This window comes from Collinsella sp. HCP28S3_E12 (assembly GCF_052065595.1).
GTDB lineage: Bacteria > Actinomycetota > Coriobacteriia > Coriobacteriales > Coriobacteriaceae > Collinsella.
The window spans coordinates 40,582-56,119 of the sequence record NZ_JBQHTS010000002.1; the positions used below are offsets into that span (position 1 = coordinate 40,582).

The window sequence follows — 15,538 nt, forward strand, 5'->3', positions numbered from 1 at the left end:
GCCCGAACCCTTGGAGTGTGTCCTGTGGATAACACCGACAAAATATCGCTGGGAGGCGTGCTTACGCGCGAGCAGTTTTTGCTGCCCGAGATGCGTATCGTCGCCGCGTTGCGCCTGGAGGGCGTGAGCGACGACGAGATCATCGCGCGCGTTAAGCACGACAACCTGTTTCAGTATCCCACCGAGCGCATGCTGGCCGACCGCGCCCGCGTGTGCCTGCGCCGCTTTGATGCCGTAGCGCTTGACGAGGTGCAGTGCGCTGCCCGCGGTATCGACAAAGACACCGCCGTTCAAGCGGTCACGCGCATCATGGACCTCATTGCCAACGGCATGCCCGACCAGGCGGCCCAAGCCAACCTGTTTGCCATGATGTGCCGCTACACCATGGTCCGCGAGCTCATCCAGGTGGAGATTGGCGAGCGCATGGCCAGCTTCGACTACAACTTTACCGACGTTGACCTTAACGCGTTTGTCACCCGTTTTCAGGTTGAGCACGCCGAGGCCGTCAAATGGTCCGATGCTACGCTAGGACGTATAAAAAGCACCCTGCGCCAGATTCTGCGCAGCGCCGGTTTTAAGGCATCGCAGCGAACCGATACGCTCCAGCCCCTGCTGTTGGACCCCGACGTGGAACAGGCCATCCGTGACCTGGGCGACATGGATGCCCTGGCCGCACTCACCGGGCAGGTGATGTAGACATGGCAATAAACCAACCGCACATTCGCCCGCGCAACCGCGCCGAGCGCATACATGAGGACTTTGACCATCGCCGCGAGGCGCTACGCGAACGCCTGCAAGACCAGGACTTCTTGGCCAACAAGGGCATCGGTAACGAGATCGGCTTCTACACGTTTTGCTACGACCCCTCGCTGGAGTTTGAGTGCCGCGCCTACGTGGACGAGCTCATGGCAGATGCCCACGCCGGCAAGCTGCCGTGTAATCTGCAGGTCTTTAACCTGTACGACGTGATGCTCGATATCTGCGAGCAGCGCCGTATTTTGCGTGCGATTCCCCGGCGTGAGGCAAAGGTCGGCTCGGAGGCCCAGATCAAAGAGCTCCAGAAGCCCTGCAGCTCCAAGAGCTTTGCCCAGTACCTCTTGGAGCATACCCAGCCGCATCAGCCCGGCGACGTGATCTTGCTCACGGGTGTGGGCGAGGTCTTTCCGCTACTGCGCGTGCACAACCTGCTCAACGACATGCTTGCCGATTTTGGCACCGTGCCCGTCGTCGTCATGTATCCCGGCAGCTTTGATGGCCGCCAGCTCAAGTTGTTCAACAAAGAGAACGCCAGCAACTACTACCGCGCGTTCGATATTTCTTAGGAGCGACAGATGATTATCCAAGACCTGTTTTCCAAGGACATCAACCGTTCCATCAACGGCGTCGTCAAGGTGCAAGACGCCAGCGACGAATCGGTGCGCCAGGAGCTCGACGAGTACGTGGTGACGCGCGAGCTGCAGGGTCATTTTGCGCACTTCTTCGAGGCGTACGATAAGGCGCTCGACGTTCCCACCGACAACATGGGCGTGTGGATCAGCGGCTTCTTTGGCTCCGGTAAATCGCACTTCCTCAAGATGCTCTCGTATCTGCTGCAAAACGATGAGATTGCCGGCAAGCGCGCCGTCGATTACTTTGATGGCAAGATTTCCGACCCCATCGTGGCCGCCAGAGTTCGTCGTTGCTGCGAGGTTCCCACCGAGGCGATCCTGTTTAACATCGACAGCAAGGGTGGCCAGTGGAAAGAGGGCGACACCTCGCGCACGGCCCTGCTGCGTGCCTTTGAGCGCGTGTTCTTTGAGCACCTGGGCTTTTTTGGCGAGGATCTAAAGCTCGCACGCCTAGAGCAGCATATCGACAGCAAGGGTAAGACGCAGGAGTTCCGCGCCGCCTACGAGCGCATTGGTGGCGGCAACTGGCTCGAGGACCGCGAGAGCTACAGCTACTTTGAGGACGACATCGTCGAGGCCCTGCAAGAGGTGCTGGGCATGAGCGAGCAGGCCGCACGTCATTGGTTCGACGGTACCGAGGACGACGCCATCGCTGCCGATACCTTTGCCAATATGGTCAAGCAGTATGCCGGCAAGCGCGCCGAGGAGTGCGGCGGCGAGTTCCGCCTGCTGTTCATGGCCGACGAGGTGGGTCAGTTTATTGGCTCCGATGCCGACATGAGCACCAGCCTTATGCTGTCGCTGCAGACGCTCGTCGAGGAGCTGGGCAGCCGTTGCGGTGGCCGCGTGTGGGTTATGGTGACCAGCCAGGAGGCCATCGACGAGGTCGCCATGATCGTGGGCGACGACTTCTCCAAGATTCAGGGTCGCTTTAACACACGCCTTTCGCTCTCCAGCTCCAGCGTGGACGAGGTTATCCAGCGCCGCGTGCTGCAAAAGAACGATGCCGCCTCGGCAAAGCTCCAGCAGAACTATGAGGCCCAGAGCACCGTGCTCAAAAACGTATTCTCCTTTGACGGTTCGCGCGGCGACCTGATTGGCTATGCCAGCCGCAACGACTTTACGGCCAGCTACCCGTTTGTGAACTACCAGTTTAAGGTGCTGCCCGACGTTATGACCGAGGTGCGCAAGCACGGCGTCAAGGCCAAGCATATGTCCACGGGCGAGCGCTCCATGCTCTCGGCCTTCCAGGAATCGGCCCAGGCCATTCAGGACCAAGAGGTAGGCGCCCTGGTGCCGTTCTGGCGCTTCTTCGATACCATCGCCAAGGACCTGGAGCACGGCGTGATCCAGGTGGTCACGCGCGCCGAGCGCGCAGCCGAGGATGGCCATGGTCTTAAGACCGAGGACGTTAAGGTCCTAAAGCTGCTGTATCTGATCCGCTATATCGACTACATCAAGTCCAACGTCGAGAACATCTCCATCCTTATGGTCGACGGCATGGACGTGGACAAGGCCGCCCTTAAGGACCGCGTTAAGGAGTCGCTCGACCGCCTGGTGCGCGAGAACTACGTGGCACGTCAGGGCGATGCGTACAACTTCCTCACCGACGAGGAGCAGGATATCTCGCGCGCCATTAGCGAGACGCCGGTAGATGCCGCCCTGATTATCGAGGGCATTAAAAAGTCGCTCTTTAGCGGCATCTATACGGCTACCAAGCTGCGCGTGGGCGCCAACGACTTTCCCTTCGACCGCTATGTAGACGACTCGGTCTATGGTGTGGCCCAGGGCGGCATGAAGCTCAACGTAGTCACGGTGGCAGATGACCTCTCGCGTGCCGACGATGCCGAGCTCGCCGTCAAGTCGGCCAATATCGCGCTGGTGGTGCTGGCAGACGACATCGACTACTTCGACGATCTGCAGAATGTGGCTAAGATCCGTAAGTATCGCAAGACCATCAATACCGAGGCCCTGGCGCCTTCGACTCAGCAGATTATCCAGGCAAAGATGAAAGAGGCTACTTTCGTTGAGCGCGAGGCAGCCAAACTGCTGGAGGAGGCCGTGCTGCATGCCCGTGTGGCTGTGAATGGTTCCATGGTTAACATTCGCGCCACCAAGCCCGCCGATGTGTTTGACCAGGCCCTGTCAAAGCTGACGGATGCCATCTTTACCAAGGCCGACTACATCGCCGACCCCGCCAAGACCGACGAGGACATTCGCGCCACGCTGCGCGGTGCCAACCAGGTGGCGCTCGACGGTCAGAGCTCCCAGAACGCCCGCGCCGAGAAGGAGGTCGCGGACTTTTTGCATGCCCAGACGCGCCTGTCGCTGAATACGACCATGGGTGACCTGCAGCGTAAGTTCCAGGGTGCCCCCTATGGTTGGCGCGAAATCGACATTGCCAACGTGGTGGCACAGCTGGTGGTTTCGCAGCGTGCGATCATTACGGCTGCCGGCGCCAATGTTGCTCCTGCCGATTCGCGTATGGTTACCTTCCTGCGCAAGGATGCTGACAAGGCCCAGGTGCGCGAGCGCGTTAAGATGAGCGATGAGCTCATCAAGAAGGTCAACAGGGTGCTGCGCGAGACCTTCGATGCCAAGCGTGATATTTCCAACGAGGACGAGCTTACCGCCACGGTGGTCGAAACGCTTACGGGCTACAAGAACGAGTGCGTGGAGCTCACGAACAACAACTTTACGGGCTTGGCCCCAGCCTGCCCGTACCCGGGCCTAAAGGTGCTGGAAGATGGCATTACGCTGACCACGCGCCTGCTGGACAACCAGAACGATGCCCAGGCGCTCTTCAATGCTTTCGTAAAGGCACAAGACGATTTGGACGATTGGAAAGAGGGCTACGACCAGGTCGTGTTCTTCTTTGAGAGCCAAAAGCCCGTCTTTGATAAGGCCGTTGCGTTTATGGGCCTTATGAAGGACGAGGGCTTCTACATGGACTCTAACGCCCAGGCGGTTGAGGCCAACAAGCGTATTGAGCAGATTCTTAAGAGTCCGCGTCCGTACCGCGAGATCTGCAAGCTCCATGACCTGATGGAGCCCGTCATGGCTGCCCATAAGCAGATGGTCGATGCCAAGCGCAAGGAGATGCTGGACGACATAACCGCACAGATGGCCCAGGTGCACGAATATGCCCAGAGCCAGGACGGCTATGCCAAGCTGGCCGAGCGCGCCATCGAGGACGCCGGCCGCATGGCCAAGTCGTTCGAGGGCCGTGCGCACAGCGCCACCAAGGCCAGTGAGCTTGCCGCGTTCAAGCAGCAGCTGATTGAGTATTGCGATCGCGCATGCGAGAACATCGATAAAGCTATCGATGAGGAGAAGGCCCGCCAGCAGCGTGAGAGCCGATTCGTAGAAGTCACGCCCAACGGTGAGACCGTTACTACGATCAAAGACCCGGGCAACGATGCTTCGGCGACCGTCGAGCCTGCACCCGCTCCTGCTCCCAAGAGGATTAAAAAGCTGCGCCTGGCCGACCTGGGCGAGCGCAAAAAGCTACAGAGCGAAAGCGATATCGATGCCTACCTTGCCCAGCTCCGTGTGCGCCTGCTTGCCGAGTTGCAGGGCAACGACGCCATCCGCCTGAGCTAACCAAGGACCACCGGGGAAGGGGAGGCCGCCATGAACGATACCGCCATCAAGAACTACTGCATCTGGGCCCGCAACGAGCTCATCGCCGGCGTCGAGGCCCGCATGAGGCTCTACGGCGTGGCCGAGGGCGCCGAGCCCGCCGGCGCGACGGCGGTGGGAGGGCGCGCCCTGTCCCCGGAGGAGACCGGGTGGCGCGACGCCCTGCTGCGAGCCGCGGCAGAGGAGGGCTTCGACCACCTTCGCGACCGCGCCGCCTACACCTGGTTCAACCGCATCGCCGCCGTGCGCTACATGGAGGTCCACGACTTCCTGCCCTCCCGCGTGCGCATGTTCACCCGCCCCGCGGCGGACGGCTCCTGGGGGCTGGGCAGCCAGGCCGCGGACGAGGCGCTCGACGTGGAGATCGAGGGGGCGGACCCGGTGCGCGTCGCCGAGCTCAAGCAGGCCGGCGAGGACGGGCCGCTGTTCCGCTACCTGTTCCTGGCCCAGTGCGCCGAGCTCTCCGGGTGCCTGCCCGGCGTGTTCCAGCCCGTGGACGCCTGCATGGCGCTGCTCCTGCCGGCCAACCTCATGGACGCCGACGGCGTCATCGGCCGCATGGTGGGCGACATCGACGAGGAGGACTGGGAAGACGTCCAGATCCTGGGCTGGATGTACCAGTACTACAACTCCGAGGTCAAGGACGCCTTCTTCGCCTCCAAGGCCAAGGAGACCCCCGACACCATAGGCCCGGCCACCCAGCTGTTCACGCCCGACTGGATCGTGCGCTACATGGTGCAGAACTCGCTGGGGCGCCTGTGGATGCTCAACAACCCCGGAAGCCCCCTGCGCGGCGAGATGGAGTACTACATCGAGCCCGACTCCGAGCACGAGGACTTCATAAAGATCGCCGGCCCCGAGGACATCTCCCTGTGCGACCCGGCCTGCGGCTCGGGCCACATCCTGGTCTACGCCTTCGAGCTGCTGGCCAAGATGTACCTGGAGCGCGGCTACCGCGAGCGCGAGATCCCCGGGCTCGTCCTGTCCAGGAACCTGCACGGCATGGAGATCGACCCCCGCGCCGCCCAGATCGCGCGCCTGGCCCTGGCCATGTGCGCCCGCGAGCTGGACCGCCGCTTCTTCGGCCGCGGCGTGCAGGCCGACATCGCCGTGCTCGCCCCGGTGGCGCTGGGGGAGGGCGACGTGCCGCAGGGCAGCGCGCTCGAGAAGAGGAAGGACCTCCTCGACGCCCTGGCGCACCTGGACGAGGTGGGCTCGCTGCTCGCCCCGGGCGAGGGCGACCTCGCCGCGATCCGGGAGGCGATAGAGCTCACCGGTTCCGACGGCCTGTTCGGCAGCAGCTCCAGGGAGAGGCTCCAGCGCGCCCTTTCCACCTGCGAGACCCTGGCCCGCCGCCACGACTGCGTGGTGGCCAACCCGCCCTACATGGGAAGCTCCAGCTTCGGCCCCTTCATGTCCAGGTGGGTCAAGAAGAACTACCCCGACGTCAAGAGCGACCTGTGCACGTGCTTCATCGAGCGCGGCTTCAACCTGGCGAAGGACCGCGGCTACGCGGCAATGATCACCATGCAGAGCTGGATGTTCCTGGGCAGCTTCGAGAAGATGCGCTCCTCGCTCATCGAGGGCAAGTCGATCCTTTCCATGCTTCACCTGGGCCCCCGCGCTTTCGACGCCATCGGCGGCGAGGTCGTCAACGTCACGGCCGACGTCGTCTACAACGGCCGCGCGGCATGCGAGGGCGCCTACGTGCGACTCGTCGACATCAACGGCAGCGAGGCCAAGCGCCAGAAGGCCCTCGAGGCGATCAAAAACCCCGGCTGCGGCTGGTTCTACCGCCGCGACGCCGAGACCTTCAAGCAGATCCCCGGCACCCCCATCGCCTACTGGGCCAGCAGCGGAATACTCAGCGCCTTTACCTCGGGCACTATTCGAGAGGCTGCTTTTGCGGGCATCGGTATGAGAACTGGCGATAATGATAGATTTTTGCGTTATTGGAATGAGGTTTCCTTCGAAAAGGTTGGACTGGGATACACCTCATCAGAGCAAGAAATTGCATCGGGGTCTAAGTGGATCCCTTATAACAAGGGAGGTTCTTTTAGGCGTTGGTACGGTAATAACGAGTATGTTGTCAATTGGTTAAATGATGGCTTTGAGATTAAAGAGAACACTCGGCGAGTTTATCCAGATCTTGGCGACAATCTTGGCTGGAAAATTAGTAACGAAAAATACTACTATCGTCCAGGGCTAACGTGGACGGGGGTGACGTCGGGAGCATTTAATTGCCGTCTGTATGGAAGCGGATTTATCTTTGACTCCGGTGCCAACGGTCTATTTTCGACAGGTTTATTATCTGTAGATTATTTTGCAGGTTTATTGAACTCTTCGGTTGCTGCCAGCGCTTTTTCGTTTCTGAATCCGACACTTAATTTCGGAGCAGGTACTGTCAATAATATCCCCGTGGTGAGCGCTGCCGATGACGATATTGTACAGGCTGAGAATTACGTTCATCGATGCGTGGACATGTCAAAAGCAGACTGGGATTCGTTTGAAACCTCCTGGGATTTCAAACGCAGCCCGCTGATTTAGCTTCGAAAGACGCGTTGCGAGAGGATTGTCATGAAAAGGGTCTTGATAGTAGGAGCTGGAGCCGAAGTTGATCTTGGCTTCAAGTCTGGTCCGAGTTTTACTCAAGATACCTTTTACCGGCAGAAAGATATCCTCTATGGGGCCCTTAATGATTTTTATCAAAACAGACTCGGTTCCTCCCGTGGTGAGCTCATTCCCACTTCTTATAAACCTGTATTTCTTTCAAATTCTCGCGGTGAAGCCTTTAAAAAACTTGTGACCAACCTCGGAAAAGACGCTCCTGAGTATCTCTTCAAAGTCCTTAATAAATCATTCGATACGGTTAGTAATGATGAGAATCTTACGACTGCCGATTATGAGACCCTCTATAAAGAGCTAATAATCGAAAGCGATGACACGGATGCTGCTCGCAGGCAAAGCGTGACGCTAAAGTCGCTACCCGACGATGCGCATTTTGGGATTCTCGAACAGTACTATTCGGCGCTAATCAATCCGAATAGGCATTCAATACGTTTTTGGAAGCTTGTCAACTTTTATTGGAGCGCATTCTTTTCCATTGCGCTGCCCATCACTGATGGCTTTTACGGAAAACTAGATTCCTATAACAAAAACCACTACGCATATGTGCTGTCGCACTTAAACGATACGGTCCATAAAATGTTTGACCCCAACCACGTCAATCAGAGGACTTCTGCTGACTGCTACTATTCAGCATTCCATGGGAAGTTCGATATGGTAGTTACCACGAATTACACGCCGTATGCGGCTTCAATCGTTGATTGCAATAACTCGCGCATCGCATGTCTGGGCGGAAAGCTGTCACAGTTCGAACACCTTCCGGAATTTGAATACGTCGATTATTCGAACGAAGACAGAAATCTCGAAGATAATGCTTGCGTTTTTCCGTATCTGCTTTGCCAATCTCCTGTTAAGCCTGTCATATCGATTGCGCAAATTGATGAGTTCGCGAAGGCTGCAAGGGCGCTCAGGGATACAGACGAGATTGTCGTCCTCGGTTATTCGTTCTGCAACGAAGACGCCCATATAAGTTCAATGGTTGGTGAAGCCTTAAGAGACGGTCATGCTAAGAAGCTCACTTATTTTTCTTATTGGCCCGACTCGAATCTTCCATTCGATCGAACTGCGGCTTCGGCAGAGCTTGCGAGAAGGCTCCGGGTTACGAATGAAAGTGCCACTGATAAGATAGAGGTGGTGCCTGTGACTAATTGTCGTTCGAATGAATTTGTGAACAGGTGCGAGGAATGGACTGCGTAAACGGTTCAACCGTTTTGCAAGGGGGCTTCTCTTTATGGGATACCCTCTATTTTTATGTCGCGACAATCGGAAATTATTGCATCGCCAGCCGGGGCATCTATTCACTTCCAACGGTCGTAGATCAATACCTACCGCTCGCCTTTGTTGCTCAACAAATGGCGAGGCTGGTGGGCTAATTTTTTAGCAGTGTTTGGTTGGAGGAGGAGAAAATGACCGAGTACTGCGATGGCAATAGTTTGACGCTCGATAGTAAAATCGACGGACTCTTGAGGAATTGTTCGCAACCTACGATATTCGCCTTCTGTGGCCTGTCTCCTCGTCTCGCGGAATCCGTTGCGCGCAATGAGTGCTCGATTCCCGGGGTTGTAGCCAGCGATGCCGCTCCGTTCTTTTCTCCGTCCGAATTTGCCCGCCAAAAGAGACTAGCCGTGGCTCAGATTCTTTCGGCAGATGGCCCAGTCTTGATGCTGTTTGAGCAGCTTCTTGAGTTGCGCGGGACGATTAAGGAACTGTTCGATGGCAAGATCGTTGTTGTGCAGAACAACCTGTTCCTTGATGGCGAGGGCGTTCCTTCTCCCGTTGATCTGGATCTGCTCGATGGCTTTGAGTCATCTTTTGACGATATGACGCCCGATACGACGGGGCTTTCTAAGTACTACGCCAAGTCGGTAAGGGTTGGAAGTGCGCACCTTGTAACGCCGATTATTCCGGATGAGTTTGCTGAGTGGGAAGTTATCGATCTGTTTGATCGTGCTTCTTTTGCGCTGGGTGATGCTTCGTCAATTTCTGAGGGCGTCGTCCCTGTTTCGTCGGCTGCGTTTTTGGAATACCGTTTGGGATTGCTAGATGGCACGGCTGGCCCTGCTTCTGTTTTGGTGAACGCTCGGGAACTTGAGGGCTATAGGTCCGCTCTGGAGGCGGTCGCTTCTGTTGCCCATGCGCTGGGTCTATCCGTTTCCTTTGTGGTACAGCAAGACCAAGAGGAAAAGGTTGAGGAATCGGGCCGCCTGCTTTCGGTGCTTCAACATTACTGGGGCAAGGAGGCCTCGTTTAGGAATCTTCGTTTTTATAAGAATCCCGACTTTGACAACGAGATGGAAACGGTGTCCCAGGGTGCTATCTCTGAGTTTGTCGTTAAGCAGGCTGAGGCTGCCCATGCGGGCTCCGTCGATTACAGGAATGTGTTTGTAACGGCGCCCACGGGTGCGGGTAAGTCCATTCTGTTCCAGATTCCGGCGCTGTATCTTGCTCGGAAATATCAGCTGGTCACGCTGGTTATTGAGCCGCTGAAGGCCCTGATGATCGACCAAGTTGCCAACTTGCGGAAACGTGGCGTTAAGAATGTTGTTGCCATTAACTCGGACATTCCCTATGGTGAGCGGCTTGAATCCCTCGACCGTGTTAAAAGCGGCGAGGCCTCCATCATCTACCTGTCGCCAGAGCTCTTGCTGGAGTCCTCGATCCAGGCGATCCTTAACGGCCGCGAGCTCGGTCTTGTCGTCATTGACGAGGTCCATACCGTTACCTCTTGGGGTAAAGATTTTCGCCCGGACTACTGGTATCTGGGGCCGTATCTGTCTAAGCTCCGCAAAAACGGTATGAGCTTTCCGATCTTTTGCCTTACCGCCACGGCTGTCTACGGCGGGCGCGATGATGTCGTTTCGCATACGATCGCCGACCTGGAGCTTGGCAACTGCAAGACGTTCCTGGGCAACCCTCGTCGTAACGACATCTCCTTCGACATCGTCTGGAGAAGCAAAAGCGAGCTGCCCGGTCCCATCGAGGAGGTAAAAACCGACCTCGCCGAGCAGTGGATTGATAAGGCCGTGCGCGACAATCGCCATGCGATTGTGTATTGCCCATATCAGAGCCATGTCAATGCGATTATCGATCAACGCAGCGTTTCTAATTCTAAGGTCTTGGGCTATCACGGCGGCAAGGATGCCGCGTATAAGAAGATCGTTCAAGACGCGTTTGCGTCGGGCAACTGCAGGGTGCTCGTGAGCACCAAGGCGTTTGGCATGGGTATCGACATCGACGACATCGATGCCGTGTACCACTATGCGCCGACGGGCAATCTGTCCGACTATATTCAGGAAATTGGTCGTGGCGGTCGCAAGCGCGGCCTGGGTGCCAAGGCCTGCATCGACTTCTTTATGCAAGACGTTCGCTATTCCGAGACGCTGTATGCGCTCTCTAAGTTTAGCCAGTGGCAGCTTAAAGAGATCATGGCCAAGCTGTACGAGGTCTATGCTTCTGCGCCGCAAAAAGACCGTAGCCAGAACTTCCTGGTATCGCCCAATACGTTCTCCTACCTGTTTACAAACGAGAAGGATGAGGACCGCAAGACCAATCGCGTTAAATCGGCCCTGATGATGATCTCGCGCGACCTTGAGGATAAGTTCAACTTCCCGGTTATCGTCGTGCGCCCCAAGGTGTCGTATACCAAGCAGTTTGTTTGCATTGAGCAGGTCGCCGAGCGTAGCTTTACCACGTCCTACGGCAAGTATTTACGAAAGATCAGCGAGGCCCATACGCGCTACGAGAATCGTGCGGGGCAGCATGCCGTCAAGATCTCGGACATGGGCGCAATCTATGAGCTCAACGTAGGCGACATGTGGGCCAACGAGTTTAGCGACCTAACCTTTGCCGATTTTAAGCGCCAGCTGTTCACGGGCAAGATTTGTTCGCCGACGGGGGAGCCCGCGCTTTCGAACCGCCTGGCGCTCGACATCAATTACTCCATGCCGTTTGATGGGGCCACGTCGACGCTGTCTGCGTTTGCCGAGGCGCTGCGCAAGACGTTTATGAGCCTTGCGCGTGAGGGCGATTTTTCGGAGAAGGAGTTTACGAAAGAGCTTACCCATCAGCTTGAGGGGACGTCTTTGGAGGTCAAGAAGCCGTCTGCGCTGCTGAATGCGTTTGTTCGTCCCGTCGATGGTGGCCGGCACTTTGGATCCGACCGGTCCTTTAAATGCATCAAACGATTCAATAAGTCTTCGAGGAATACCTATAGCCGCGCGCAGGATGTTCGCTATGGCGTAATCGGGCGCGAGCTTCAGGCAGCCATGAGCAATCTGACCCAGACGCTGGGAAGGTTGCAGCCCCCCGAAGGTAGCAAACATTGCAGGCGCTATCTGGACAACAAGGCTCTCGACGCTCGCTATGCGCTGGCCGAGATCCTAGAGATTCTCAAGCTTGCCACGTACACGGTAAAGGGCGGCGACAACCCGGAGATTTTTATTCGTCTCAACGATGCCTCGAAGGTCAAGGCGTTGGCTTCGGACAGCAGATATTCCAATGGCGTGCTGCGCGAGCTTAACGATCGCCACGAGTATTCGTCCAAGGTTATTAGGGGCTTCTTCCGCTCCACCATGAGCGATGCCGAGCGATGGGACGTAGTCGAGGAGTACTTCTTGGGCAATGACGACTACGTTGCTCAGGTTCTGGGCATCGATGAGAAGCCGGCGGACGAGTCTGCCAAGGCGGCTCCCAAGGTTAGGCATGCGGTTGCAAAGCGGCCTGTCGGCCTCTCGACATCCGTCGTGGCTGAAGGGGCTTCCTATGAGGGCAAGCCGTACTTCCGCGTGTGGAAGGACCTGCTCAATAGCTGTTCTGTGGGTCAGGAGATCACCGACGTCCAAAAGCTGAAAGAGTTGGTCAAGAGCAGCAAGCTCGAGATGCCTCGCAAAGACGCGGTGGTCTGTATTGAGAGCACCGACTTTAAGCTGCATCCCGCCCTGTTGTGGAAGAAGAGCCGCGTGATGCTCTTTAGTGCCTCGCGTGCCGATGAGTTTGCCCGCACCCAGGACATTGACTGGAAGTGCTTCATTCTAGGCCAGGGAGAGGGCATAGAGGCGATTGCCGACGCACTCGAAAACGCCCCGAAAGAAGCGAAATAGGAGTCGCGGCGACTTTACGCATAAAAAATGCCGGGGGACATCCCCCGGCTCTTGGAGGTCCCTCTATTCGAGGGTACCGATATCTTTATACCACGAGACGGGCGTCCGATCCAAGTGGGAGTGACGTGCCCGTCTCGTGCACGCTAAAGGTTGACTCCGCCAGTCTCGCAGATGGCGCCCATGAGCTGATCAGCGTAAGGAACGGCACCGTAAGCACCATGGAGGTAGCGGTTGATTAAGCTTTCGTCCTTTCGTGGGGAGAAAGAAGAGAGCGGGTAGATGCCTGAGGAACCGCTCTGCTGGTTCTTCTCGATGAACCATATCTGATCGCGACGAAGCGTATCGTTCTTTAGGAAGAGAAGCTCGTTGGTTGTAAAGATGAGCTGTGCTCCGTGTTCGTTGAGGTCTGGATCGAAGAAAAGTGACACAAGGCTTTCGAGGAGCATCGGGTGGAGGCTGCGTTCGACTTCGTCGACGAACAAGGTTCGGCCGGCATCGATGGCATCGATAAAGTCGACTGCCAGGTCGAGCATGGTCCTTGTGCCCAGGGATTCGTCGTCAAGGCCAAAGCCAACGCTTTGGCCGTCAATTTCGTGACGGAACTGCATGGCAACCTTTTTATCGGGCATCTCGACGCCATTGGGTTTTTGGCCTGTGAGCGCTTCGAATACGGCGGCGAGTTTGTCGGCGTTTTCCTTTTGGACGCTCTTCTCGTCCTCGGTCATGTCATCGACTTTAAGCTGCACCCCGGTAATGCCCAAGTCTGCGGAGCTAATGGCCTTGATGACCTTTTTGAATTTAGTCTCGCCCAACGCAGCGAGCTTGTCCATGAGCTCCGCATCGGGAATAGGGGCTTCGCGATTGGCTACAACCAGGTCGTCGGCGAACCAGCGCATCGCCTTAACGCATGGTTCGATACCGTAGTTTGCGAGCATGCCAAGGACAAACCCCGGATCCGTATAACCCTTGAGCTTGGTTACGATGCCGGGATATTTGGAGCCTTGCTTGACGGAGTACGTGCCATCGTCATTGCGGGATCTTTCGTAGACAAGACGTTTGGCCTTGGGGCTTACGCTGAGTCTCTCACTGAGGGCGCCATCGTCGTCTAGGGTGAATTCGTACTCGTAGCGAGTGCCGTCGGTGTAGAACGTATAGCTAAAGCTCGTTGGATCGCTGTTGCCGACAAAGCTTTGACGTCGGGGCAGATGGGCCGGATGCGTAATACCTAAAACGAGGTTGCGAGAGAAGTGAACCGCTCGCAACAGATTGGTTTTTCCGGAAGCATTGGGGCCGTAGATGGCCGCTGCGGTAAGCACTCCGTCCGTGCCGGTGCCGGGAATGCTGCAGGGGTGGACATTCTCCTGATGCTCCTTGTAGGAATTGACGGGCAGCATTGACAACACGGCCTCGTCCTTAACGGAGCGGAAGTTTTTAAAGCTGAACTCTAACAACATGAGGAGCACCTCCTAGTTGGTTGTAAGCAACATACTATACGCTTTTTTGTGGAATAGTCACAATATTACGGAAAATAGTGACACCTAAGCCGTTTGTGCTACCGCTCGCACTTGTTGCTCAACAAATGGTGGGGCTGGTGGAGTAAGTTAATACATACTGGCTGCGCAGCGGGGTTCTCCTGTAATGGGCGTACCCTCAAAATGGTGTCTCAGAATGCTCTGCATAGGGCGCTATAAGCTTTGCCGTCGGGTAGACTTGTCTATGTTGACTTAGCTAGTTTTATTGGGCTTTTAATCGGTCCTGATTGGATGGGATAGAGATATGGCAACGTTGCTCGCCGATAAATACGAGGCTCGCAAGGCCGAGGTCAATGCTCGCTTTGAGCAGCTTCGCGCTAACGAGGAAGAGCTCAACCGAATCTTCGCCAAGATCTACAACATGGAGGGCGAGGTGCCCATCGAGGTCGAGGACAAGTACGTATCGGTGGCGCGCATCTTCGACACCGCTGACGAGATTCCCGAGAGCTACAAGGGCAACAAGTACGTGCGCACCAAGCGCGACGAGATTACCTCGCTCATAAGCTATGCCGTGGGCTGCATGTTCGGCCGCTATTCGCTGGACGTGGACGGTCTGGTTTTGGCCGATCAGGGCGCCACGGTCAACGACTATCTGGCCAAGATGCCCGACCCCGCGCATGTGACCTTTATGCCCGATGGCGATAACGTGCTGCCCATTACCGACGACGAGTACTTTGACGACGACATCGTTCGCTACTTTATCGACTTTGTGCGCACCGTGTACGGCGAGGAGACGCTCGAGCAGAATCTGGCCTTTATTGCCGAGGCGCTCGGCGGCAAGGGCACCTCGCGCGAGGTCATCCGTACCTACTTTTTGAAGGACTTCTTTAAGGACCACTGCCAGACCTACAAGAAACGTCCCATCTACTGGCTGTTTGATTCGGGCAAAAAGAACGGCTTTATGGCCCTGGTCTACATGCACCGCTATACGCCCGATCTGCTGGCGCGCATTCGTACCGATTATGTGCACGAGCAGCAGGAGCGCTATCGCTCGCAGATTGCCGACGCCGAGGACGCGCTAGCCACGGCCGAGCGCGGCGAGAAGGTCGCGCTGACCAAGCGCATCAAAAAGCTCAAGGACCAGCTGACCGAGACCGTTGCCTACGAGGAAAAGCTGCATCACCTGGCCGACCAGATGATCAAGATTGACCTGGACGACGGCGTTAAGGTCAACTATGCCAAGTTCCAGGATGTGCTGGCAAAGATAAAATAATGCACACGTGATTACGCGTTACGCGAATTGTTTTGACCG

At 56.7% G+C, this 15,538-nt stretch carries 9 protein-coding genes; 8 read left to right on the plus strand and 1 reads right to left on the minus strand.

The features are described 5' to 3' along the window. Positions 1-24 precede the first annotated feature (24 nt). The 7 genes from ACTNBY_RS01080 to ACTNBY_RS01110 all read left to right on the plus strand — a co-directional run bounded on the left by ACTNBY_RS01080 (position 25) and on the right by ACTNBY_RS01110 (position 12,754). Positions 25-696 (plus strand): DUF1819 family protein, encoded by a 672-nt coding sequence (locus ACTNBY_RS01080; RefSeq protein ID WP_441063042.1) that lies wholly within the window; start codon positions 25-27, stop codon positions 694-696. A gap of 2 nt (positions 697-698) precedes the next feature. Further along, on the plus strand, positions 699-1,322 hold the full coding sequence (locus ACTNBY_RS01085) for a DUF1788 domain-containing protein (protein WP_441063043.1): 624 nt from the start codon (positions 699-701) through the stop codon (positions 1,320-1,322). Positions 1,323-1,331: 9 nt separating this feature from the next. Further along, positions 1,332-4,991, plus strand: coding sequence for a BREX system P-loop protein BrxC (gene brxC / locus ACTNBY_RS01090; RefSeq protein WP_441063044.1), 3,660 nt, complete (start codon positions 1,332-1,334; stop codon positions 4,989-4,991). Between the two features lie 30 nt (positions 4,992-5,021). Further along, on the plus strand, positions 5,022-7,577 hold the full coding sequence (pglX, locus tag ACTNBY_RS01095; RefSeq protein WP_441063045.1) for a BREX-1 system adenine-specific DNA-methyltransferase PglX: 2,556 nt from the start codon (positions 5,022-5,024) through the stop codon (positions 7,575-7,577). 30 nt (positions 7,578-7,607) lie between these two features. Continuing rightward, complete coding sequence (locus ACTNBY_RS01100; RefSeq protein ID WP_441063046.1) at positions 7,608-8,852, plus strand: hypothetical protein; 1,245 nt, start codon at positions 7,608-7,610, stop codon at positions 8,850-8,852. After that, a complete protein-coding gene (locus ACTNBY_RS01105; RefSeq protein ID WP_441063047.1) occupies positions 8,840-9,028 on the plus strand; it encodes a hypothetical protein in 189 nt (62 codons plus the stop codon). The genes ACTNBY_RS01100 and ACTNBY_RS01105 overlap by 13 nt, the downstream gene beginning before the upstream one ends. 252 nt (positions 9,029-9,280) lie before the next feature. Then, the gene (locus tag ACTNBY_RS01110; RefSeq protein ID WP_441063048.1) at positions 9,281-12,754 is read left to right on the plus strand and encodes a helicase-related protein; all 3,474 of its coding nucleotides are present in this window, start codon (positions 9,281-9,283) and stop codon (positions 12,752-12,754) included. 143 nt (positions 12,755-12,897) lie between these two features. Here the strand turns inward: ACTNBY_RS01110 and ACTNBY_RS01115 are convergent, their stop codons facing one another. Further along, positions 12,898-14,208 (minus strand): AAA family ATPase, encoded by a 1,311-nt coding sequence (locus tag ACTNBY_RS01115; RefSeq protein ID WP_441063049.1) that lies wholly within the window; start codon positions 14,206-14,208, stop codon positions 12,898-12,900. Between the two features lie 322 nt (positions 14,209-14,530). On the opposite strand from ACTNBY_RS01115, the gene ACTNBY_RS01120 reads away from it, so the two are divergent. Next, entirely contained in the window at positions 14,531-15,499 is a 969-nt protein-coding gene (locus tag ACTNBY_RS01120) for a hypothetical protein (protein ID WP_441063050.1), read from the plus strand. Positions 15,500-15,538 lie beyond the last annotated feature (39 nt).

Excerpts from the sequence above, each read along its gene's own strand:
- ACTNBY_RS01085 (WP_441063043.1), top strand. The coding sequence starts at position 699 with ATGGCAATAAACCAACCGCACATTCGCCCGCGCAACCGCGCCGAGCGC.
- pglX (WP_441063045.1), top strand. The coding sequence starts at position 5,022 with ATGAACGATACCGCCATCAAGAACTACTGCATCTGGGCCCGCAACGAG.
- ACTNBY_RS01100 (WP_441063046.1), top strand. The coding sequence starts at position 7,608 with ATGAAAAGGGTCTTGATAGTAGGAGCTGGAGCCGAAGTTGATCTTGGC.
- ACTNBY_RS01105 (WP_441063047.1), top strand. The coding sequence starts at position 8,840 with ATGGACTGCGTAAACGGTTCAACCGTTTTGCAAGGGGGCTTCTCTTTA.
- ACTNBY_RS01115 (WP_441063049.1), bottom strand. The coding sequence starts at position 14,208 with ATGTTGTTAGAGTTCAGCTTTAAAAACTTCCGCTCCGTTAAGGACGAG.
- ACTNBY_RS01120 (WP_441063050.1), top strand. The coding sequence starts at position 14,531 with ATGGCAACGTTGCTCGCCGATAAATACGAGGCTCGCAAGGCCGAGGTC.
- brxC (WP_441063044.1), top strand. The coding sequence starts at position 1,332 with ATGATTATCCAAGACCTGTTTTCCAAGGACATCAACCGTTCCATCAAC.